We start from the raw sequence: 20,786 nt of genomic DNA, 5'->3' as shown, positions 1-20,786 counted from the left end.
GGAGCCGGTTCTTGAGGTGCGGGGGTTGGTGAAGCATTTTCCGCTGACGCGGGGTGTGGTGTTCCGGCGTCGGGTGGGTGCGGTGCGGGCGGTGGATGATGTGTCGTTCACGCTGTTTCAGGGGGAGACGCTGGGGATCGTCGGTGAGTCGGGGTGTGGCAAGTCGACGGTGGCGAAGGTGTTGATGGGTCTGGAGCGTCCGACGGCGGGGGAGATCCGGTACAGGGGTGAGGACATCACGCGGTTGTCGGGTCGGGCGTTGAAGGCGGTGCGGCGGAACATTCAGATGGTGTTCCAGGATCCGTACACGTCGTTGAATCCGCGGATGACGGTGGGGGATATCGTCGGGGAGCCGTTCGATATTCATCCGGAGGTGGCGCCGAAGGGGGATCGGCGGCGGCGGGTGCGGGAGTTGCTGGATGTGGTGGGGTTGAATCCGGAGTACATCAACCGGTATCCGCATCAGTTCTCGGGTGGGCAGCGGCAGCGGATCGGGATCGCGCGGGGGTTGGCGCTGAATCCTGAGGTGATCATCTGTGATGAGCCGGTCTCGGCGCTGGATGTGTCGGTGCAGGCGCAGGTGGTGAATTTGATGGAGCGGCTGCAGGAGGAGTTCGATCTGTCGTACATCTTCATTGCGCATGATCTGTCGATCGTGCGGCATATCTCGGATCGGGTGGGGGTGATGTATCTGGGGAAGATGGCGGAGGTCGGTTCGGATGCGGAGATCTATGATCATCCGACGCATCCGTATACGCAGGCGTTGTTGTCGGCGGTGCCGCAGCCGGATCCGCGGGGGCGGGAGCGGCGGGAGCGGATCATCTTGTCGGGGGATGTGCCCTCGCCGGCGGATCCGCCGTCGGGGTGTCGGTTCCGTACCCGGTGCTGGAAGGCGCAGGAGCGGTGTGCGCAGGAGGTGCCGCTGCTGGCGGTGCCCGAACGCTTCGCGGGCAGTGACTCCCCGGCCGCGCACCCCTCGGCCTGCCACTTCGCCGAGGAGAAGGCCGTAGTGGGGAAGGACGCGGCGGGGAAGGACGCGGCGGGGGAGAACACGGCGGGGGAGAACACGGCGAAGGGCACGGCGGGAGAGGACGCGGTGCGGGGACCGGCCGGCCGGGACGGGGACGCCCCGGAGCCGGCCGCGCCGGTGGGCCCGTCCGCGCCGTAGGGCCCACGGCGCCCCGGCCGCACCGGGGTGCGACGACCGGCGCGCCCCGGTGCGGCCGGATCCCTCAGGCCATGCCCAGCGACCGCTTGAGGAAGGCCACCTGGAGCAGCAGCAGGTTCTCCGCGACCTGCTCCTGCGGGGTCATGTGCGTCACCCCGGAGAGCGGCAGCACCTCGTGCGGGCGGCCTGCGGCCAGCAGCGCCGAGGACAGCCGCAGGGTGTGGGCGGCCACCACGTTGTCGTCCGCCAGGCCGTGCACGATCATCAGCGGCCGGTGGGGGTCGGCCGGCGCCGACAGCCCCTCGTCGGTGACCAGGGAGTTGGCCGCGTACACCGCCGGCTGCTCCTCGGGCAGTCCCAGATAGCGCTCGGTGTAGTGGGTGTCGTACAGCCGCCAGTCCGTCACGGGCGCGCCCGCCACGGCCGCGTGGAAGACGTCCGGGCGGCGCAGGACGGCCAGCGCCGCCAGGTAGCCGCCGTAGGACCAGCCGCGGATGCCGACCCGGTCCAGGTCCAGCGGGTGGCTCCCGGCGAGCGCGTGCAGCGCCTCGACCTGGTCGTCCAGGGTGACGCCGGCCAGGTCGCCGGCGACCGCCTTCTCCCAGCCGGGGGAGTGCCCGGGGGTGCCGCGGCCGTCCGCGATCACCACGGCGAACCCCTGGTCGGCGAACCACTGCGAGGTCAGGTACGCGTTGTGCGCGGCCACCACGCGCCGGCCGTGCGGCCCGCCGTAGGGGTCCATCAGCACCGGCAGCGGCCCGTCGCCGTCCCGGTGACCGGTGGGCAGCAGCACGGCGGCGGGGATGCGCCGCGCACCCGCCCGCAGCAGCCGGGGACGGGCGGTCAGCACCGGCTTCTCGGTGTGGGAGGCGAGCGCCGCCAGCGGGGTGGGGGCGCCCTTGCCGCTCTCGGGCAGGCGCAGCGCCTCGACCAGCGCGCCCGGACGGTCCGGGACGGCGGTGGACAGCACCACCGTCTCGCCGCCGCGGACGGCGGAGGCGAGGTGTCCGGCACCCGCCGGGGCCCCCGGCACCCCCGACACCCCCGAGACCCGCTCCCAGCCGCCCTGGTCGCCGCTGCCGCGGAACCAGGCCCGGTACACGGCGATCTCGCCCACCGGGGCGGAACCGGGGGCGTCCGGACCGGCGGAGGCGGAGAACAGCACGTCCTCCTCGCCGATGTCCAGCACGGCCCGCACGTGCAGCGCGGCGGAGGTGAGCGGGCGGTCCCCGACCACCAGCACCCGGGCCCCGCCCTCGTCCGCGATCCGCACCAGCCGCCCGTCGGGCGTCCACGCGGGCACCCCGGGGAACAGCTCCAGCCACGCCGGGTCCTCGTCCGCGTGCAGCGGCGCGGTGCGGCCGGTGGCGGTGTCCACCGTCAGGTACAGCTGGCCGCGCTGGTCCCGGGACTGGACGAGCAGCAGGGGCGGCCCGGCGGCCGACCAGTGGACACGCGCCAGGTACGGGTAGCGTGCCCGGTCCCAGACCACCTCGGTACGGCCGGAGGCCCCGCCGGTGTCCGCGGCGCTCCCGGCGTCCGAGGTGTCCGCGGCGTCACCGGCGTCCGCGGTGTCCCCGAGGTTCAGCAGATGGAGCGTCACCTCGGCGTTGGGCGTGCCGGCGGCCGGATAGGCGATCTCGGCGGGCTCGCTGCCCGGGTCGGCCGGGTCGGTGATCCACCAGCGGCGCACGGCCGAGTCGTCCACCCGGGCGGCCAGCAGCCGGGTGCCGTCCGGCGACCACCAGAAGCCGCGGAGGCGGTCCATCTCCTCGGCCGCGACGAACTCCGCCAGCCCCCAGGTCGTACGGCGGCCCGCCCCGGTCTCCTCGGGCTCCGCCAGCACCCGGTCGGTACCGCCGCCCCGGGCGCCGTCCGGACCGGCCGTCCCGGTCACCCGCAGGGCGCCGTCCACCACGTAGGCGATCCGCCGCCCGTCGGGGGAGGGGCGGGGGTCCACCACCGGGGCGGGCACGGGCAGTTCGCGTACCGCCCCGGTCCGCAGGTCGGCGGTGAACAGCCGCCCCGAGAGGGCGAAGGCCGCCGTCTCCACCGCGGCGTCGGTCGCGTAGCCGACCACCCCGGCCGACCCCTCGCGGCTCCGCTCGCGCCGCGCGCGCTCCTCGGGCGAGAGCTCCTCGTCCGCCCCGCCGAGCAGGTCCGCCGGGTCGGCCACCAGGCGCTCCCCGGTGCCGCCCGGGGTCAGGTCCAGCACCCACAGGCGGTTCGTCCGGTCGGTGCCGCCGGTGGAGCGGAGGAAGACGGCCCGGGAGCCGTCCGGCGCCACGGTGAACGCGCGCGGCGCGCCCAGGGTGAAGCGCTGCGTCCTGGCGTACTGGCGTGGAAACGACATGACCATGGGCCGAGCGTACGGTGTCCCGGTCACCGGCCGCACCGGATGACGTGGCCAAGGTCACATGGCCGTGCGCCCCTCTTCTGCACCCGTGCACCGATCCGTGCCGTCTAACGGAAAGTTATGATCCGTTGCGCATGGTTCGCGGCGGGGTATGCACTTCCTGACACTCCCTGTCGTACGCCTGTCGCAATGAGTCCTGTCCCGTTCGACCTCGCGCTCTCTTGGAGGTGAACCGCCGTGGCCCTCTCGATCTCGGCGGTGGTGCTGCTGGCGATCATCGTCTTCCTGCTGATCAAGAAGTCCGGGCTGAAGACGGGGCACGCCCTCGTCTGCATGCTCCTGGGCTTCTATCTGGCCAGCTCGACGGTCGCCCCCACCATCAGTGAGCTGACCTCCAACGTCGCCGGCATGATCGGAAGTATCAAGTTCTGACGGCCGCGTCGTAGGCTCGCTCCATGACCGAGCTTCCCGCCCGCCGTCTGATGCTGGTCCACGCGCACCCCGACGACGAGTCGATCACCAACGGGGTCACCATGGCGCGGTACGCCGCCGAGGGTGCGCTGGTCACCCTGGTGACCTGCACACTGGGTGAGGAGGGCGAGGTCATCCCGCCCGCGCTGGCGCATCTGGTGGCGGACCGCGAGGACACCCTGGGCCCGCACCGGATCGGTGAACTGCGGCACGCCCTGCGCGAGCTGGGCGTGCTGGACCATCGTTTCCTGGGCGGTCCGGGACGCTACCGGGACTCGGGGATGTTCGGCACCGAGGCCAACGAGCGGCCGGGCTGCTTCTGGCGGGCGGACGTCGACGAGGCGGCCTCCCACCTCGTCGAGGAGATCCGCGAGGTGCGTCCCCAGGTGCTGGTCACCTACGACCCGGACGGGGGATACGGCCACCCCGACCACATCCAGGCCCACCGGGTGGCGACGCGCGCGGTGGAGCTGGCGGCCGACCCGGCCTACCGGGGCGGCGGGAGGGGCGGACCCCACCGGGTCGCGCGGGTCTACTGGAGCTGCGCGGCGCGGTCGGTCGTCGAGGCGGGCTTCGCCCGGCTGCGCGAGTCGGGCGGCGGCCCCTTCCCGGAGCTCGCCCCGGCGGGCGACGTACCGGGCGTGGTGGACGACGCCGAGGTGGCCGCCGTCATCGAGGGGACCGCGGCCGAGGCCGCGGCCAAGGCCGCGGCGATGCGCGCCCACGCCACCCAGATCGTGGTGGCCGACGCGCCGTCAGGACCGGCCGCCTCCTTCGCCCTCTCCAACCGGCTGAGCCAACCGCTGCTGCACACCGAGCACTTCAGGGCGGCCGACGGCCGCGTTCCGGAGGTGCCGCTGCGCGACCTGTTCGCGGGACTGCCGACCGCGGTGACGAACGCCGGGGACGCCGGGTGAACGCCAGGGGCGCGCGGATCGCCGCATACGCCGTACTGGCCGTGCTGGGCGCGATGGTGGCCGTCGCGGGCGCGCTCGTCCAGGCGGGCTGGTTCCCGCTGGGTCTGCTGCTGGCGCTCGGCGGGGCCGTGGGGCTGTTCTACGGCGGTGCGCGGCTCACCGGTACGAAGGTCGGCGCGGCGGCCCCGGCGGGCGCCTGGATGCTCACCGTGCTGCTGCTGACCTCCGCCCGTCCGGAGGGGGACTTCTTCTTCGGCACCGGGCTGGGCAACTACCTGTTCCTGCTGGGCGGGATGTTCGCCGCTGTGATGTCCGCCACGCTCGCGCCGTCCGAACGGACGCTCCAGGGCGGGCCGTCCGCCCCGGCCGGCCCGCGGAAGTGATGAGGCGGCCGGGCCCGGTCCGCCGTGCTCGCCGCGGGGCCGGCCACCGGCCGCCGGCCGGCGCCGGGCCCGCCGGGCGAGGGTGTCGGCCGGCGCCCCGCGCGGGTCCCACCGGGACGGTGATTCGGTACTCCCGGGATTCGCGGCGGCGGTCACCAGTAAGGTGGAGCGCGCCGGCGAGCCGCCCGCACAAGCCGATCGAGACCGAGGCGGGCGGCGAATCCAACCGGGAGATCCTGCATTGAGCCGTGAAACTGACAGTCCGTCCTCCGGTCCCCAGACGGGAGGCGGCACCGCGTATCCGTCGGGAACCGAGCCGTACGGCACGCCGACCGGCGGCGCGACGGGTGAGTCCGCCGGGCGGGCCGCCGCGCAGCCGGGCGAGCCGAAGACCGAGACCACGCTGACCACCCGCATCCGCATCAACATCCCCGGTTCCCGGCCCATCCCCCCGGTCGTCGTGCGCAAGCCCGTCTCCGATGCGGGCGGAGCGGGCGGAACGGGCGGAGCGGGAGAGGAGGCCGGTTCCGGTGGGCAGGCGCCGGTGCCCGGCGACCGGCCGGAGGACCGGGACGCCACGGGTGGTGCGGCACGGACTCCCGCCGGGGGCACTCCGGCGGTGGCCCCGGCCGGACGGGGCGGACGGGGCGGCGCTCCGGGCAAGGGCCGGCCGACCAGCTCCTGGTTCGCCCCGCGCAAGCCCGTGGCCGACGGCCCGTCCGGGGCCGCGCCCGACGCTCCGCGGGGCGCCGTCCCCGGCGCCCCGGCCGTGCCCCCGCGGCAGCGCACCGACACCCCGCCGCACGGTTTCGCCGCGGAGCCCCCGGGATCCGGCGGCCCCCTCGGCGTCGGCGGCGCGAACGGCTTCCCGCCGCCGACCTCGGTCGGCACCCCGCCGCACGGCTTCCCCGCCGTCTCCCCGCCGGGGACGCCGCCCGCCGCGCCGGGCTCCTTCTCCGACTTCCCCGACTTCTCCGACTTCCCCGACGAAGGCCCCGGCGGACCGACCACCTCGGCCACCGGTGAGACGCTGCTGCCGCCCGGGTTCCAGCAGGCCCACGGCGGCCCGCCGCCCGCCCCGGCGCACTACGGCGCGCGGCCGGGCCCGGACACCGGGCCGCAGCCCGTCATGGGCGGGGCCGCCGCCGCGCCCGGCCCCCCGCGGGCCGGCGGGCCGACGCTCGACCTCGGCGGCCCCGCCTCTGCCGGCGGCGAGCGGATCTCGGGCGACACCCTGGTCGGCAGCATCCCCCGGGTGCCGCCGGCCGGTGACGACGGCCGCCTCCGGGACGGGACGGACGACGGGGCGGACGACAGGGGGGACGACGGGGAGAACGGGACGGACCCCGCCCGGCACGCCGGCCCCGCGGCGCCCCCGCCCGCCCCGGCCCCCGCCGGGCGGGGCCGCTCCAGGAAGATCCTGGTCGGCTTCGCCGCCCTCGGCCTGCTCGGTGCCGCGGTCGCGTACGGCGCCGGTCTGCTGCTCGACCACGCCGAGGTACCGAACGGCACCACCGTGCTCGGTGTGGAGATCGGCGGCCTCAGCCGGGAGGAGGCGGTGGACAGGCTCGACGCCGCCCTCGGGAAGCGCGCGGCCACGCCGCTGGTCCTCCAGGTCGAGGGCGGCCAGGAGACGCTCAAGCCCAGCGTCGCGGGCCTGTCGTTCGACACCGAGACCACCGTGCGCGACGCTTCCGGACAGGACTACAACCCCGTCTCCGTCATCGGCTCGCTCCTGGGCGGCGCCCGCCACGCCGAACCGGTCTTCAAGGTGGACGAGGAGAAGCTCACCGCGGCCCTGGAGGACCTGACCCAAGGGGTGACGAACGGCGGGGCGCGGGAGGGCACGGTCGAGTTCGTCGACGGCAAGGCCGTCGGGAAACCCGGCGAGCCGTATCAGCAGGTCGACCTCGACAAGGGCGCCGACCTGCTGGCGAAGGCCTACCGGGAGCAGGTCGCCACCGGCGGGGAGCCCGCCGTCGCCCTGCCGGTCTCCGTCCGGCAGCCCGAGATCGACCAGGAGGAGATCGACCGGGCGATCCGGGAGTTCGGCGAACCGGCGATGTCCGGTCTGGCCACCGTCAGGGCGGGCGACCGGTCGATCTCGTTCAGCCCCACCGGGACGCTGCCGACGTTCCTGTCCATGAAGCCGGTCGACGGCAAGCTCGTGGACACCTACGACCTGAAGGTCCTGGAGAAGCTGTACGGAAGCACCTTCGACGGCGTCCTGATCACCCGCGGCGACGGCTCGAAGACCCCGGTCACCCCCCAGGACGTCGCGGGCGCGCTGCGCGAGGCGCTCCGGGAGACCGACGAGGACAAGCGGGTCGGTGTCATCGAGCTCGACCCGCGGTAGGCGGTTCCGGCCGTCCGGCGGACCCGGGAGAGCCCGGCGGACCGACCCGGGCCCCGCTCAGTTGAGCCGGGCCCGGGCCGCCCGCGCCTGGCGGCGCACGGCCTCGGCGGCGTTCGGCTCCATCGCGGCCACCGCCTCCGCGTAGTTCTCCAGCTCCCGGGCGCCGCCGGTGAAGTCGCCCCGCTCGACCAGCAGCCGCGCCCGCTCGTAACGGAGCCGGGCCGGGTGGTGGGGCAGCAGGAGCGACAGCTCCACCGCCCACAGCTGGACGTCCGTGTGCTCGGGCCGGGCGGCCGCCCAGGCACGGATGTTGTTCAGCACCCGCAGGGTGATCTCCAGTGGACCGGCGGGCCGCAGCATCGCCTCCGACACCGCTGCGCCCGACGACCCGGCCACCAGCAGCTCCACATCCGTCTCGTCCAGCAGCAGGCCGCCGGAGAAGGGGTCGGCGAGGACGTGGTCGCCGTCCGGGTCCCCGAAGCCGACCACGAAGTGCCCCGGCAGCGCGACCCCGTACACCGGCGCCCCCGCCCGGCGCGCGACCTCCAGCCACACCACCGACAGCAGGATCGGCAGCCCCCGCCGCCGTCTGAGCACCTTGTCGAGCAGGGAGGAGTCCAGCCGGCGGTAGTCGTCCGGAGTGCCGTGGAAGCCGTGCTTCTCGCCGAGCAGGACGGCCAGGGCGCGCGCCCAGCCGCGTGGGTCGAGGGCGGCCCCGTACGGCAGCAGCCCCGTCAGCCGGTCCAGCTCGATCTGGGCCTCGTCGATGTGGCGGTCGATGCGCCGGCCGAGCTGCTCACCGCCCTCCTCACCGCCCTCCTCGCCCTCCCCTTCGAGGCCGGCCCCGCCGCCGACGGCGGGGTCGGCCTCGGCGCCGATGAGGAGGCACAGCAGCGCCAGGTCGGGCCGCCCGGCCCGCGCGGCCGCCGCGAAGCGCTCCCGCACCGTGCCACCGTTTCCGCCGCTGTTGCCGTCACCGCTGCGCATGCAACCTCCGTACCCGTTCTCGGCCCGTTCTCAGCCCCGGGGCGCCCGGCGGTAGTGATAACCGTGGTGGTCCGTGAAGCCCAGCCGGTCGTACAGCGCCGTCGCGGCCGTGTTGTCCGGCTCGACCTGGAGGTACGCCGCCGAGGCACCCTCCGCCAGCGCCGCGCGGGCCAGTTCGGCCATCACCGCCGTCGCCAGTCCCGCACGCCGCCGCGCCGGGACCACCTCGACGGCGGCGAACCCGGCCCACCGGCCGTCCACCGCGCACCGTCCGACGGCGTCCACCGCGCCGTCCCCGCCCGGCACGGTGGCGAACCACACCGACGGACCGCCGGACAGCACCTTCAGCGCGTCCCGGGCCGAACCGGCCGAGGAGACGCGGCGGTACGCGCCCAGCCACGCCTCGTCCGGCCGCCGTGCCAGCCGCACCCGCTCATCCGGCGCGCGGTCGGCCAGCGGTGCGAGCGCGGCGGTGCGCAGGACGGCGAACCGCTCGGCCGTCCAGCCGCGCCGTTCCAGTTCGGCGGCCAGCAGCTCGTCGCTGTCGCCGCCGCCGGTGGTGACCTGGACCAGGACGGGCAGGCCCCGCTCGCCGTACCAGCGGCCGGCCTGTGCCAGCGCCTCGTCCAGCGGCACGCCGGGGTCGCCGAGGGGGAGGACGGAGTTGGCGCGGCCGGTGAAGCCGCCGGCGGCGCGGAGCGTCCAGCCGCCCAGGCGGGCGGTCTCGGCCGCCGGCCAGCCGCGCGCCGCCACCTCTGTCAGCTCCCGCACACTCGCCGCCGGACCCCGGCGGCGGGCGGGCGTGGCGGGCACGACCTTGCCCGCCACCAGGGAGGACTCCGCGATCCGTACGCCCTGGCCGCCGCGCCGGGTGATCGAGAGCACACCGTCTGTCCACGATGTGAGAACACCGACCGTGTCGGTGAACGACCCGGCGGAGTCACCAGGACCGGTCAGACTGCGTACCGAGACACGTTTCCCCACGTCAGCGGCGCTGATACGGATGCTGAGGCGTCCGCCCACGGTGAACTCCACGGTCCTGACCACCCCTCCTGTTCGTCTCGTGCCCGGGAACGGAGATACTAGAGGCGGGCATCGACGACGCCGCGCTCCCGCGCGCTATCGCGGCTCAGCCAGAACCGGACCGGCTGCCGCGCCCTACCGAGGAGGAACGACAGCGTGACCTACGTCATCGCGCAGCCTTGTGTCGACCTGAAGGACAAGGCATGTATCGAGGAGTGCCCCGTCGACTGCATCTACGAGGGCCAGCGGTCCTTGTACATCCACCCGGACGAATGCGTCGACTGCGGGGCCTGTGAGCCGGTCTGCCCGGTCGAGGCCATCTTCTACGAGGACGACACCCCGGAGGAGTGGAAGGACTACTACAAGGCGAACGTCGAGTTCTTCGACGAGCTGGGCTCGCCCGGTGGTGCCAGCAAGCTCGGCCTGATCGAGCGCGACCACCCCCTCATCGCCGCGCTCCCGCCGCAGGAACACGACGAGTGAGCCGTCCGCGGCCCCAGCGCTGAACCCGGTCCCGCACGGTCCCGCAGACCGTGCGGGACCGGGTTTTCCCGGAAAGAGCCGGAAAGAGAGCGAAAGCACGTGCCACCCCTGTCCGCCCGCCTGCCGGTTTTCCCGTGGGACCGGCTGGAGCCGTACAAGAAGACCGCCGCCGGACACCCGGACGGCATCGTGGACCTGTCCGTGGGCACCCCGGTCGACCCGGTGCCCGAGGTGGTCCGCGCAGCCCTCGCCGCCGCCGCCGACAGCCCCGGCTATCCGACGGTGTGGGGCACCGCCGAGCTGCGGGACGCGATCACCGGCTGGTGCGCGCGGCGGCTGGGCGCGCACGGACTGGCCCACACCCATGTGCTGCCGGTCGTCGGCTCCAAGGAGCTGGTGGCCTGGCTGCCGGTCCAGCTCGGCATCGGCCCCGGGGACAGGGTGGCGTACCCCCGGCTGGCGTACCCGACGTACGAGGTGGGGACGCGGCTGGCCGGCGCCGAGCCGGTGGTCTACGACTCCCCGCGCGAGGTGGACCCCGACGGTCTGCGGCTGCTGTGGCTGAACTCCCCCTCCAACCCCACCGGCCGGGTGCTGCCGAAGGAGGAGCTGACGGCCACCGTCGCCTGGGCGCGCGAGCACGGGGTGCTGGTCTTCAGCGACGAGTGCTACCTGGAGCTGGGCTGGGAGGCCGACCCGGTCTCCGTCCTCCATCCGGACGTGTGCGGCGGCAGCCACGAGGGGATCGTGGCCGTCCACTCGCTGTCCAAGCGCTCCAACCTGGCCGGCTACCGTGCCGCGTTCCTGGCCGGGGACGAGGGGGTGCTCGCCGAGCTGCTGCGCATCCGCAAGCACGGCGGGATGATGGTGCCCGCTCCGGTGCAGGCCGCCACGGTGGCGGCGCTGGGCGACGACGCGCACGTGCTCGAGCAGCGGGAGCGCTACGCGGCGCGGCGCGCGGCGCTGCGCGGCGCCCTGGAGGCGAACGGCTTCCGGATCGAGCACAGCGAGGCGTCGCTGTACCTGTGGGCGACGCGGGACGAGCCCTGCTGGGACACGGTGGCCGCACTGGCCCGGCGCGGTGTGCTGGTGGCGCCCGGCGACTTCTACGGCCCGGCGGGCGGGCGGTTCGTACGGGTGGCCCTCACGGCCACGGACGAGCGGGTCGGGGAGGCCGTACGGCGCCTCACGGCGTGACGGCCCCGGACCGACAGCCCCGGACCGACAGCCCCGGACCGACGGTGCCCGCCGGGAGATCCGGGCGGGGATCCGGGCAGGGGACGAGAACCGTGCCGCGGGGGCCCGGGAACCGGTCGGCGCCGGTCCCCGGGCCCCCGCGGGGTGTGCCGCCGGGCGTCAGCCCAGCGGCAGCCCCTTGCCGGTCAGTCCCTGGGTCGGCAGGCTGCCGACGCCGGGCACCGGGCCCTTGCCCTTGGCCACCGGGCCCTTGACGGTCGTTCCGGTGGCGGCGGGCTTGGCGGCCTCGCCGGCGACGGTGCCGGCGGAGCGCACCGTCCGGTCGGCGGTCTGCTGCGCGGCCGGCACGGTGGCCCGCCCCGTGGCGCCGACGGTCCGGCTCGCGGCCGGCACGGCCTTCCTGACGGTGTTGCTGCCGGTGGCGGCCGTCTTGTCGCCGGCGCTCCGGGAGGTGTCGTCGATGGTCTTGCCCAGGTTCGCGCCGTCCGTCTTGCTCAGCGCGCCCAGGCCCTTGGCGGGCGAGGCGAGGTCGGCGGCGTTCGCGGAACCGGCCGCGCCGACCGTGGCCGCGGCACCCGCCGCGACCAGCAGCGCGGTCCGTGCGATCCGGCGCGAGAGGGGGAGGGACATGTTGCTCCTTCGACGAAGAGAAGAGGCTTCCTGCGGGGGGAATTCCTCCGGACCGGTGCGTCCGGCGGACGCGGTACGGGTCCGTCGGGGCGGTGCCCCCGGATCGCTGTGCCTATCGCGTGGAGCGTCCCGGAAGTTGCGGTCGGCCGGGTAAAGGATTGGCAATGCGGCACATTGCCCGGTCGAACGGGAAGCGGGTTTCCGGCCGGGTGCGAATACCGCCGGAAAAGCGTCGGAACCCCGTGTTCCCAAGGGCCGCGGCGGGTGTGCCGGGCCCCGGGGGCACGGCCGCGAGGGCCCGTCCGCGGGTGGGCCGATTACCCCGGGGGAGTGAATCCGTATTCCGCTGTGCGAAGGCCGCCGGAGTTATCGGGTGGTGGCGATGACGACTTCCGAGCGGGAGGCGCCCCGGGTCGTGCGCCAGCCCTCCTCCGCCCTTTCGGCCTCCCAGACCCGGTTTCCGTAGGAGACCCTCTCGATTCCCAGTTCGAGGGAATGGGCCACCGCCCAGTGCGCCACCTCCCAGCCGCGGCGCCCGGCGTCCGTGCCCGGGCCGCGCGCCGTGCCCTGGACGGGGACCGAGACGACCGGGCCGGGCGCGCTGCGGCCGCCTCCGCCGCTGCCGCCGAGCGCGGCCGGATCCGGCAGGACGTCCCGGCCGAACTCGCGGGCCAGTTTCTCCCGCACCCGCACCGGGTCGCCCGCGGCTCCCCCGGACGTGCTCCCGGACGCACTGCCGGGTACGCAGGTGAGCGCGGCGGCCCGGCGGCCGGTGAGCGCGGCGGTGAGCAGCGCGGCGTCGGGCTCGTGCTTGGCGTAGGCCTCGGGGAAACCGCTGCGCTGCACCCGCTGCGCGGCGACGGTCAGCGGCAGCCGGGAGTAGCCGGGGACCTTCACCAGGTGGTCGTAGAACTTCCCGGCGGCGTACACCGGGTCCATGATCTGCTCCGGGGTCCCCCAGCCCTGGGAGGGACGCTGCTGGAACAGGCCCACGGAGTCCCGGTCGCCGTAGTCGATGTTGCGCAGCGCCGACTCCTGCATGGCCGTGGCCAGCGCGATGGTGACCGCCCGCTCCGGCAGTCCCCGGGCGGAGGCGACGGCCTGGATGGTCGCCGCGTTGGCGGCCTGTCCCGGCTCGATCTCGTACGGCTCGCCGCCCCGGGCGGCCGTCACCGTACAGCGTGCGGGGCCGGGCCCGCCGGGGTCGTGGCGTACGGCCAGGTACCCGACGAGCCCGAGCAGCACGGCACACGCGGCGGCCAGTCGCAGCAGCCGCCGCCCACGGCGCGGTGTTGGTGCTCGCTCGGACACGCGGACAAAGGTACCGGTTGGTAGCCCGCGGGTGGCCGGGTCGTGCGAATCCGGTGCGCGCGGACCGGTCGGGCGGGCGGAGCGGCGGCGGGTAGGGTCGGCGGCATGGAGCGAGTTCCCGCCGCACCCGGCACGTCCCCCGGCCCGTCCGCCCTTCCGTCCCCCGCGCTCGACCTGACGCTGGACGCGGCGCGGCTGACCGCGCGGCTCGTCGACGTCCCCTCGGTCAGCGGCGGAGAGAAGGAGCTCGCGGACGCGATCGAGACCGCGCTGCGCGCCCTGCCCCATCTGCGGGTGGACCGCCACGGCAACAACGTCGTCGCCCGCACCGCGCTCGGCCGGGCCGAACGCGTCGTCCTCGCCGGGCACATCGACACCGTGCCGATCGCGGACAACGTCCCCTCCCGGCTCGTCGACGGCGAGCTGTGGGGGTGCGGCACCTCCGACATGAAGGCCGGGGTCGCCGTCCAGCTGCGCATCGCCGCCACCGTCCCGGCCCCCAACCGGGACCTGACCTTCGTCTTCTACGACAACGAGGAGGTCGAGGCGGACCGCAACGGCCTCGGTCATCTGGCGCGGGACCGTCCCGACTGGCTGGCGGGGGACTTCGCGGTGCTGCTGGAGCCCTCCGACGGGCAGGTCGAGGGCGGCTGCCAGGGCACGCTCCGGGTCAAGCTGCGCACCGCCGGACAGCGCGCGCACTCCGCGCGGAGCTGGCGGGGCGAGAACGCGGTCCACGCCGCCGCGCCGATCCTCGCCCGGCTGGCCGCGTACGAGCCCAGGCGCCCGGTGATCGACGGGCTGGAGTTCCGCGAGGGGCTCAACGCCGTGGGGATCACCGGCGGGGTCGCGGGCAACGTGATCCCCGACGAGTGCACCGTCACCGTCAACTACCGCTACGCGCCCGACCGCACCGAGGCGGAGGCGCTGGAGCACGTCCGCGAGGTGTTCGCCCACTGCCCGGTGGACGAGCTGGTGGTGGACGACAGCTCCGGCCCGGCGATGCCCGGTCTGTCGCATCCGGCCGCCGCGGCCTTCCTGGCCGCGGTGGGTGGCGAGGCGCGGCCGAAGTTCGGCTGGACCGACGTCTCCCGGTTCAGCGCGCTGGGTGTGCCCGCGGTCAACTACGGCCCCGGCGACCCGAATCTGGCCCACCGGCGCGACGAGCGCGTGGCGGCCGCGGCGGTCCTGCGCTGCGAGGAGCGGCTGCGGGCCTGGCTGACCTCCTGATCCGCCGGGTATCCGGTGGTGCGTGCCCCGGTACCGGGGCGGTCGCCGGGATGTCCGGACGAGTTCCGCCCGGCGTCATCCGGGCCTGCGTACCCTGGCGGCCCGCTGCCGTGCGGCAGCTGTACGGCGCGCAGGGCGCACGGAGCACACGGGAACACGGGAACACGAAGGAAAGGAGCCACCCATGAACGGTGCGGACGAGAAGGGCCGGCCGTGGGAGCAGCGCGGCGGCCCGGTGGTGCGCCGCCGCGGCCAGATCCAGCCCAGCACCACCGACCAGCGGCTGCTGGACACCGCGGGCCCCTCGGACTGGGTGCACCAGGACCCCTGGCGGGTCATGCGCATCCAGTCGGAGTTCGTGGAGGGTTTCGGCACCCTCGCCGAACTCGGGCCCGCCATCAGCGTCTTCGGCTCGGCGCGCACCCCCCGGGAGTCGCCCGAGTACGAGGCCGGGGTGAGGATCGGCCGGGCGCTGGCGGAGGCCGGGTTCACGGTGATCACGGGCGGCGGTCCCGGAGCCATGGAGGCGGCCAACCGGGGAGCGAACGAGGCGGGCGGCGTCTCGGTCGGCCTGGGCATCGAACTCCCCTTTGAGCAGGGCCTGAACGAGTACGTCGACATCGGCGTCAACTTCCGCTACTTCTTCGTGCGGAAGATGATGTTCGTGAAGTACGCCAGCGGCTTCGTCGTCCTGCCGGGCGGCATGGGCACGCTGGACGAGCTGTTCGAGGCCATCACCCTGGTCCAGACCCGGAAGGTCACCCGCTTCCCGATCGTGCTGTTCGGCACGGAGTACTGGCGGGGACTGGTGGACTGGCTGCGCGACACCCTCGTCGCGGGCGGAAAGGCCGGCCCGCACGATCTGGAGCTGTTCCACGTCACCGACGACGTGGACGAGACGATCGCGCTGGTCACCAAGGAGATCTCCACCCCCGACCGGCCGGCGGAGCACGGTCTGCCGAAGGAGCCCTCCTGACGGTCCGACGGTCGCCGGCCGCCCCCGGCGGCTCCCGGCGACGGGCCGGCCGCGGTCAGGCCAGACCGCGGCGGGCCACGGCCGGCGGGCGCCGTCCCGCGAGTGAGGCGACCATGTCGAGCACCTGCCGGGTCTCGGCGACCTCGTGGACACGGTAGACCCGGGCACCCAGCCACGCGGAGACCGCCGTCGTGGCCAGGGTGCCGGTCAGCCGCTCCTTGACCGGCCGGTCCAGGGTCTCCCCGACGAAGTCCTTGTTCGACAGCGACACCAGCACCGGCCAGCCGGTTTCCACCATCTCGGTCAGCCGCCGGGTGACCTCCAGGGAGTGCCGGGTGTTCTTGCCGAAGTCGTGACCGGGGTCGATCAGGACCGCGTCCCGCCGCACCCCCAGCCCGACGGCGCGCTCGGCCAGGGCCAGGGTGGTCCGCAGCACATCGGCCATGACGTCGTCGTACGCCGCCCGGTGCGGCCGGGTGCGGGGCGCCGCCCCGCCGGTGTGCACGCAGACCAGCCCGGCGCCGTACCGCGCCGCCACCTCGGCCAGCTTCGGGTCCGCCCCTCCCCAGGCGTCGTTGAGCAGGTCCGCGCCCGCCTCGCAGACCGCCTCGCCGACCTCGTGCCGCCAGGTGTCCACACTGATCACCACGTCCGGGTGGCGCCGCCGCACCTCGGCCACGAAGCCGACCGTGCGCCGCACCTCCTCGGCGACCGTCACCTCCTCGCCGGGACCGGCCTTCACCCCTCCTATGTCGACGATGGCGGCGCCCTCCGCCACCGCCTGCCCGACCCGGTCCAGCGCCGGTCCGTCGAGGAAGGTGGCACCCCGGTCGTAGAAGGAGTCCGGCGTCCGGTTGACGATGGCCATGACCACCGTCTCGTGCTCGCCGAACTCCTGCCGTCCCAGCCGCAGCATGCGCCGTCCTCTCCACACGGCTCCCCGTGGCCGTGGGAGCCGCCGCACAGATCTTCCTCCGCCGACCCTAGCCGCCGGTGTCCCGTGGCACGATCACAGGAGGCACCGGAGACAGGAGAGCCGGTGCCCGCCGCCGGCGGGGCGGCTCCGGGGAGATTGCGGGGAGATGGCGTGTTCTGGTTTCTGCTGATCGCGTTGGTCGTGGTGGTCGCCGCGGTCGCGCTGGTCGTGGTGGGCGGGGGAGACGGGCCGGACCGCGCCGCGGCGGCCGGGCTGGCCGACGCCCCGCCGGACCGTACCGAGGCCTGGCTGCCACCCGACCGCCCGGTGGGCCGCGCGGACCTGGAGGCGCTGCGGCTGCCGGTGGCCGTCCGGGGCTACCGCATGGCCGAGGTGGACGACGTCCTCGACCGCCTCGGCGCGGAACTGGCCGAGCGCGACGCCCGGATCGCCGAGCTGGAGGCGTCCCTGGCGGGCGCGCAGGCGGCGGCCCTGGGCGGCGCCGACATGTTCCGCAAGCCCGGCGGCGGATCAGGCAGTGGGCTCGAGGGTGGGTTCGAGGGCGGGTTCGACGGCGGGTTCGACGGCGCGCCCGGGGGGAGCAGGTGACCGCCGGAGGCGGGGCGCTGCCCGGCCCGGACGGCAGGCCGCGCTGCCCGTGGAGCCTGGCCGCCGAGGACTACACCGCCTACCACGACACCGAGTGGGGCCGTCCGGTGCACGGCGACGACGCGCTGTTCGAGCGGCTGTGCCTGGAGGCGTTCCAGTCCGGGCTGTCCTGGCTGACGATCCTCCGCCGCCGCGAGGGCTTCCGGGCGGCGTTCGCGGGCTTCCGGATCGCCGCGGTGGCGGAGTTCACCGAGGCCGACCGGGAACGGCTGCTCGCCGACCCGGGCATCGTCCGCAACCGGGCCAAGGTCGACGCGGTCCTCGCCAACGCCCGGACCGCGGCCGGGTGGGAGCCGGGGGAGCTGGAGGAACTGGTGTGGTCCCACGCCCCCGACCCGGCCGGGCGCCCGGTCCCGCGCACCCTCGCCGACGTACCCGCCGTCACCCCGGAGTCCACGGCGCTGGCCGGGGCCCTCAAGCGGCGCGGCTTCCGCTTCACCGGGCCCACCACGGCCTACGCCCTGATGCAGGCGTGCGGCCTGGTGGACGACCATCTGGCGGACTGCTGCGCACGCGCCCCGCGGACGGCGGCGCCCTGATCGCGGGGGGACCGCCGCCGGGACGGACCGGGGCGCGGGACGCACGATCGGGCCGTCGGCGTCAGCGCCCGCGGAAGACGGGCTCGGCCTTGTTCACGAACGCCTCCACCGCCGCCCGGTGGTCCTCCGTGGCGCCGGTGCGGATCTGGAGCCCGGCCTCCTTCTCCAGGGTCTCGGCCAGCGAGTGCGAGGAGCCGTAGGCCAGTGCCTCCTTGAGCGCGGCGTAGGCGGCCGTCGGCCCCTGGGCGAACCGGCGGGCGACGGCCTCGGCCTCGGCCGCCAGGTCACCGGCCGGGACGACCCGGTTGGCGATGCCCAGTTCCAGCGCCTCCCGGGCGGTCACCCGGCGCGGGAGGAACAGCAGCTCGGCGGCGCGGGCCGGGCCGACCAGCCGCGGCAGGGTCCAGGACACCCCGGAGTCGGCGGCGAGCCCCACCCCGGCGAAGGCGGTGTCGAAGGAGGCGGTGTCCGCGACGACGCGGTGGTCGGCGGCGAAGGCGAACCCGGCCCCGGCCCCGGCCGCCACCCCGTTGACGCCCGCCACCACCGGTTTGGGCATCCCGGCGATGGCCAGGGTGATCGGGACGTAGTGGTCCCGCACGGTGTCCATGGCCGTGCCGCCCGCCCGCCGCAGCCTTGCGGCGTGCTCCTGCAGGTCCTGGCCGACGCAGAAGGCCCGACCGCGGCCGGTCAGCAGCACCGCGCGCACGGCGGAGTCGCCGGCCGCCCGCCGCAGGGCGGCCAGCAGCGCCTCCTTGAGCGAGGTGTCGAGGGCGTTCAGGGTCCCGGGGCGGTCGAGGACGATGGTCGCCAGGCCCGCGGACACTCCGTAGCGGACGCCGTCCGGTGTGCCGTCCGGGCCGCTGTCCGGTGTGCTGTCTGGGGTGTCTGCCATGCGGGCCAGCATCGCAAGGATCGCCGGAGGCCGGTATATCCCCCGCGCTGTGCGGTGCGTCAAAAAAATCCATGGCGAAAAACGGAGAGAAGTGGCACGGGGGAGTGCGCTGTATCGCGGCTTGATCGCCGAATTGGGTGGTTTTGTGTGAGCGCGTTGCGCAAGGGATACCGACCGATGTTGGTCACGCGGTCATGTGATGCGGGATAATGAACGGGAAGCAATGTGTTCGACGCCGGTGACACCTGGGTTGCCGGCTGAGATCAGCTGGTTTCAGGAAGGGGAACGAGCATGGCGGCCATGAAGCCGCGGACGGGCGATGGCCCGCTCGAGGTGACCAAGGAGGGGCGGGGCATCATCATGCGCGTTCCGCTCGAAGGCGGTGGACGACTCGTCGTCGAGCTCACCCCCGACGAGGCGGATGCACTCGGCGAAGCCCTGAAGAAGGCCTGCGGCTGAGGAGTCACCGGCACCCGCATTCCGCCGCCACCTTATGCCGTCGCCGCCCCCGGAGCGTGTTCCGCTCCGGGGGCGGTGGTGTGTCCGGCGCCGTGCCCGGAGCGGGGTGCGCCGCGGGGGTCCCGCACTCCCCCCGGGGGGTTCGGGAGGCCCGGGGGGCGGGCCGTCCGCGGACTCAGCCCTCCCGCTTCACCGCGCACAGCAGTCCGTCGCCCACCGGCAGCAGCGACGGCAGCAGCGACGGGCTGTCCCGGACCGTGCGCAGCAGCTCGCGCAGCCGGAGGACCTCGGCGGGCTGGGCGGCGGAGTCGACGGTGCGGCCGTCGGCGAAGACGCCCTCGAAGCAGACCAGCCCGCCGGGCCGCAGCAGGCGCAGCGACTCCTCCAGGTACTCCAGGCTCTCCAGCCGGTCGCCGTCGCAGAACACCAGGTCGTACCCGCCGTCCGCGAGCCGGGGCAGGACGTCCAGGGCGTGGCCCGGGATGAAGCGGGCGCGGTTGCCCGCGAAGCCCGCGGCGCGGAACGCCTGGCGGGCGATCTGCTGGCACTCCGGCTCGGTGTCCACGGTCGTCAGCACGCCGTCCGGCCGCATGCCGTGCAGCAGGTGGATGCCCGACACCCCGGTGCCGGTGCCGATCTCGGCCACCGCCTTGGCGTCCACGGCGGCGGCGAGCAGCCGGAGCGCCGCGCCCGTGCCGTCCGACACCGGGCGCAGTCCGGCCTCCCGGGCGCGGTCGTGGGCCCAGCGCAGCGCCGCCGAGCGCTCGGCGTGCTCGGCGTGCCCGGCGCCGTACGCGTCGGCGAACGCCCAGCTCGCCTGCCGATTGCCGGTAATCGCCCTCTCCCGTCCCCATGGTCCACGCAACGGTGACTGTATCCGCTGCCGTCGGGAACCCGCAGATGGGACTGCGCGTTGGAAAGTGACGAGGCCGCACCCCGGGCGGCGTCCCGGCCGGTGCGGGAGGTGCGGGCAGGTACGCGGCCCGGGACGGGAAGACGGCCGAAGAAGCTTATCCGGAACTAACGGGCGAGGTGGCTATGGTAGGGGCTCCACTGGACACCACCAGAGCCGACAGGGGAGGTGCGGCTGCGGCCGGCGACCGAGGGGTGCTGAGGCGCTTCCGCAGGTCCACCGGCGAGCCGAAATCCGTGAACGACACCGCTGACCAGCACCGCGCCGCCGACCCCGCGACCACCGCGACCTTCGCAACCGACGCGGGCGCCCCGGCGTGGACGCCTCCCACGTGGGAGGAGATCGTCAGCACCCACAGCGCACGGGTCTACCGGCTCGCCTACCGCCTCACCGGGAACCAGCACGACGCCGAGGACCTCACCCAGGAGGTCTTCGTCCGGGTCTTCCGCTCGCTGTCCACCTACACCCCCGGCACCTTCGAGGGCTGGCTGCACCGCATCACCACCAACCTCTTCCTGGACATGGTGCGGCGCAAGCAGCGCATCCGCTTCGACGCCCTGGGCGATGACGCCGCCGAGCGGCTGGCCAGCCGGGAGCCCTCCCCGCAGCAGCACTTCAACGACACCCACTTCGACGCCGACGTGCAGCAGGCCCTGGACACCCTCGCCCCGGAGTTCCGGGCGGCGGTGGTGCTCTGCGACATCGAGGGGCTGTCGTACGAGGAGATCGCCGCGACGCTCGGCGTCAAGCTCGGCACCGTCCGCAGCCGTATCCACCGGGGCCGCTCCCATCTGCGCAAGGCGCTCAAGCACCGGTCGCCCGAGGCGCGCGCCGAGCAGCGCGCGCTGGCCGGGGTGCTCCCCGGTGCCGCGGGCGGGGAGGGCGGCGCCGAGTGAGCGGCACATTC

21 protein-coding genes are annotated in these 20,786 nt (G+C 74.7%); 13 read left to right on the top strand and 8 right to left on the bottom strand.

Annotation, left to right across the window (positions count from 1 at the left end; all coding sequences use genetic code 11):
• A partial coding sequence (locus tag CUT44_RS20815) for an ABC transporter ATP-binding protein (protein ID WP_100203451.1) occupies nucleotides 1–1,168 on the top strand: 1,168 nt, incomplete at its 5' end.
• Nucleotides 1,169–1,232: 64 nt separating this feature from the next.
• On the opposite strand, the gene CUT44_RS20810 is transcribed toward CUT44_RS20815, so the two are convergent.
• Nucleotides 1,233–3,527, bottom strand: a complete 2,295-nt coding sequence (locus CUT44_RS20810) for a S9 family peptidase (protein ID WP_100203402.1) — start codon at nucleotides 3,525–3,527, stop codon at nucleotides 1,233–1,235.
• A 234-nt stretch (nucleotides 3,528–3,761) separates the two neighbouring features.
• On the opposite strand from CUT44_RS20810, the gene CUT44_RS20805 reads away from it, so the two are divergent.
• From CUT44_RS20805 to CUT44_RS20790, 4 genes are all read left to right on the top strand, one after another.
• Nucleotides 3,762–3,956, top strand: a complete 195-nt coding sequence (locus CUT44_RS20805; RefSeq protein ID WP_100203401.1) for a hypothetical protein — start codon at nucleotides 3,762–3,764, stop codon at nucleotides 3,954–3,956.
• A gap of 23 nt (nucleotides 3,957–3,979) precedes the next feature.
• Nucleotides 3,980–4,912 carry an N-acetyl-1-D-myo-inositol-2-amino-2-deoxy-alpha-D-glucopyranoside deacetylase gene (mshB, locus tag CUT44_RS20800; RefSeq protein ID WP_100203400.1) on the top strand — a complete coding sequence of 311 codons (933 nt, stop codon included), beginning with the start codon at nucleotides 3,980–3,982 and terminating at the stop codon, nucleotides 4,910–4,912.
• Complete coding sequence (locus tag CUT44_RS20795) at nucleotides 4,909–5,295, top strand: DUF6113 family protein (RefSeq protein ID WP_100203399.1); 387 nt, start codon at nucleotides 4,909–4,911, stop codon at nucleotides 5,293–5,295. Before mshB ends, CUT44_RS20795 begins: the two co-directional genes overlap by 4 nt.
• Before the next feature lie 241 nt (nucleotides 5,296–5,536).
• Nucleotides 5,537–7,651: a peptidoglycan binding domain-containing protein gene (locus tag CUT44_RS20790; protein WP_100203398.1), complete on the top strand. Its 2,115-nt coding sequence runs from the start codon at nucleotides 5,537–5,539 to the stop codon at nucleotides 7,649–7,651.
• Nucleotides 7,652–7,708: 57 nt separating this feature from the next.
• Here the strand turns inward: CUT44_RS20790 and CUT44_RS20785 are convergent, their stop codons facing one another.
• The gene (locus CUT44_RS20785; protein WP_100203397.1) at nucleotides 7,709–8,638 is read right to left on the bottom strand and encodes a transglutaminase family protein; all 930 of its coding nucleotides are present in this window, start codon (nucleotides 8,636–8,638) and stop codon (nucleotides 7,709–7,711) included.
• A gap of 30 nt (nucleotides 8,639–8,668) precedes the next feature.
• Entirely contained in the window at nucleotides 8,669–9,673 is a 1,005-nt protein-coding gene (locus CUT44_RS20780; RefSeq protein ID WP_100203450.1) for a GNAT family N-acetyltransferase, read from the bottom strand.
• Between the two features lie 144 nt (nucleotides 9,674–9,817).
• On the opposite strand from CUT44_RS20780, the gene fdxA reads away from it, so the two are divergent.
• Both fdxA and dapC read left to right on the top strand, forming a co-directional pair.
• Nucleotides 9,818–10,144 (top strand): ferredoxin, encoded by a 327-nt coding sequence (gene fdxA / locus CUT44_RS20775; protein ID WP_100203396.1) that lies wholly within the window; start codon nucleotides 9,818–9,820, stop codon nucleotides 10,142–10,144.
• 99 nt (nucleotides 10,145–10,243) lie between these two features.
• Nucleotides 10,244–11,341, top strand: a complete 1,098-nt coding sequence (dapC, locus tag CUT44_RS20770; protein ID WP_100203395.1) for a succinyldiaminopimelate transaminase — start codon at nucleotides 10,244–10,246, stop codon at nucleotides 11,339–11,341.
• Between the two features lie 159 nt (nucleotides 11,342–11,500).
• On the opposite strand, the gene CUT44_RS20765 is transcribed toward dapC, so the two are convergent.
• On the bottom strand, nucleotides 11,501–11,971 hold the full coding sequence (locus tag CUT44_RS20765) for an ATP-binding protein (protein WP_100203394.1): 471 nt from the start codon (nucleotides 11,969–11,971) through the stop codon (nucleotides 11,501–11,503).
• Nucleotides 11,972–12,337: 366 nt separating this feature from the next.
• Nucleotides 12,338–13,282 (bottom strand): heavy metal transporter, encoded by a 945-nt coding sequence (locus CUT44_RS20760; RefSeq protein WP_100203393.1) that lies wholly within the window; start codon nucleotides 13,280–13,282, stop codon nucleotides 12,338–12,340.
• A 105-nt stretch (nucleotides 13,283–13,387) separates the two neighbouring features.
• On the opposite strand from CUT44_RS20760, the gene dapE reads away from it, so the two are divergent.
• Together dapE and CUT44_RS20750 are read left to right on the top strand one after the other, a co-directional pair.
• The gene (gene dapE / locus CUT44_RS20755) at nucleotides 13,388–14,512 is read left to right on the top strand and encodes a succinyl-diaminopimelate desuccinylase (protein ID WP_100203392.1); all 1,125 of its coding nucleotides are present in this window, start codon (nucleotides 13,388–13,390) and stop codon (nucleotides 14,510–14,512) included.
• A gap of 184 nt (nucleotides 14,513–14,696) precedes the next feature.
• The gene (locus tag CUT44_RS20750; RefSeq protein ID WP_100203391.1) at nucleotides 14,697–15,488 is read left to right on the top strand and encodes an LOG family protein; all 792 of its coding nucleotides are present in this window, start codon (nucleotides 14,697–14,699) and stop codon (nucleotides 15,486–15,488) included.
• Between the two features lie 55 nt (nucleotides 15,489–15,543).
• Here the strand turns inward: CUT44_RS20750 and folP are convergent, their stop codons facing one another.
• Nucleotides 15,544–16,404 (bottom strand): dihydropteroate synthase, encoded by an 861-nt coding sequence (gene folP, locus CUT44_RS20745; protein ID WP_100203390.1) that lies wholly within the window; start codon nucleotides 16,402–16,404, stop codon nucleotides 15,544–15,546.
• A 171-nt stretch (nucleotides 16,405–16,575) separates the two neighbouring features.
• Between folP and CUT44_RS20740 the strand changes: the two genes are divergently transcribed.
• Nucleotides 16,576–17,013: a DivIVA domain-containing protein gene (locus tag CUT44_RS20740; protein WP_107488058.1), complete on the top strand. Its 438-nt coding sequence runs from the start codon at nucleotides 16,576–16,578 to the stop codon at nucleotides 17,011–17,013.
• On the top strand, nucleotides 17,010–17,612 hold the full coding sequence (locus CUT44_RS20735) for a DNA-3-methyladenine glycosylase I (RefSeq protein ID WP_100203389.1): 603 nt from the start codon (nucleotides 17,010–17,012) through the stop codon (nucleotides 17,610–17,612). The genes CUT44_RS20740 and CUT44_RS20735 overlap by 4 nt, the downstream gene beginning before the upstream one ends.
• Before the next feature lie 61 nt (nucleotides 17,613–17,673).
• Here the strand turns inward: CUT44_RS20735 and CUT44_RS20730 are convergent, their stop codons facing one another.
• Complete coding sequence (locus CUT44_RS20730) at nucleotides 17,674–18,507, bottom strand: enoyl-CoA hydratase-related protein (protein ID WP_100203449.1); 834 nt, start codon at nucleotides 18,505–18,507, stop codon at nucleotides 17,674–17,676.
• Between the two features lie 291 nt (nucleotides 18,508–18,798).
• Here CUT44_RS20730 and CUT44_RS20725 point away from each other — a divergent pair, with 291 nt between their 5' ends.
• A complete protein-coding gene (locus CUT44_RS20725; protein ID WP_014137929.1) occupies nucleotides 18,799–18,966 on the top strand; it encodes a DUF3117 domain-containing protein in 168 nt (55 codons plus the stop codon).
• A 175-nt stretch (nucleotides 18,967–19,141) separates the two neighbouring features.
• On the opposite strand, the gene CUT44_RS20720 is transcribed toward CUT44_RS20725, so the two are convergent.
• Nucleotides 19,142–19,831 carry an O-methyltransferase gene (locus CUT44_RS20720; protein ID WP_100203388.1) on the bottom strand — a complete coding sequence of 230 codons (690 nt, stop codon included), beginning with the start codon at nucleotides 19,829–19,831 and terminating at the stop codon, nucleotides 19,142–19,144.
• Nucleotides 19,832–20,004: 173 nt separating this feature from the next.
• Here CUT44_RS20720 and sigE point away from each other — a divergent pair, with 173 nt between their 5' ends.
• Entirely contained in the window at nucleotides 20,005–20,775 is a 771-nt protein-coding gene (gene sigE, locus CUT44_RS20715; RefSeq protein WP_100203387.1) for an RNA polymerase sigma factor SigE, read from the top strand.
• Nucleotides 20,776–20,786: the final 11 nt, after the last annotated feature.

This window comes from Streptomyces carminius (assembly GCF_002794255.1).
Lineage (GTDB): Bacteria > Actinomycetota > Actinomycetes > Streptomycetales > Streptomycetaceae > Streptomyces > Streptomyces carminius.
The sequence above is the reverse complement of the archived record's forward strand: the minus strand, read 5'-3'. Positions and strand labels throughout refer to the sequence as shown.

Bases quoted from the DNA above. Each gene is read 5' to 3' on its own strand.
- CUT44_RS20810 (WP_100203402.1), bottom strand. From the start codon at position 3,527: ATGGTCATGTCGTTTCCACGCCAGTACGCCAGGACGCAGCGCTTCACC.
- mshB (WP_100203400.1), top strand. From the start codon at position 3,980: ATGACCGAGCTTCCCGCCCGCCGTCTGATGCTGGTCCACGCGCACCCC.
- CUT44_RS20785 (WP_100203397.1), bottom strand. From the start codon at position 8,638: ATGCGCAGCGGTGACGGCAACAGCGGCGGAAACGGTGGCACGGTGCGG.
- CUT44_RS20765 (WP_100203394.1), bottom strand. From the start codon at position 11,971: ATGTCCCTCCCCCTCTCGCGCCGGATCGCACGGACCGCGCTGCTGGTC.
- dapE (WP_100203392.1), top strand. From the start codon at position 13,388: ATGGAGCGAGTTCCCGCCGCACCCGGCACGTCCCCCGGCCCGTCCGCC.
- CUT44_RS20750 (WP_100203391.1), top strand. From the start codon at position 14,697: ATGAACGGTGCGGACGAGAAGGGCCGGCCGTGGGAGCAGCGCGGCGGC.
- folP (WP_100203390.1), bottom strand. From the start codon at position 16,404: ATGCTGCGGCTGGGACGGCAGGAGTTCGGCGAGCACGAGACGGTGGTC.
- CUT44_RS20730 (WP_100203449.1), bottom strand. From the start codon at position 18,507: ATGGCAGACACCCCAGACAGCACACCGGACAGCGGCCCGGACGGCACA.
- CUT44_RS20725 (WP_014137929.1), top strand. From the start codon at position 18,799: ATGGCGGCCATGAAGCCGCGGACGGGCGATGGCCCGCTCGAGGTGACC.
- sigE (WP_100203387.1), top strand. From the start codon at position 20,005: ATGGTAGGGGCTCCACTGGACACCACCAGAGCCGACAGGGGAGGTGCG.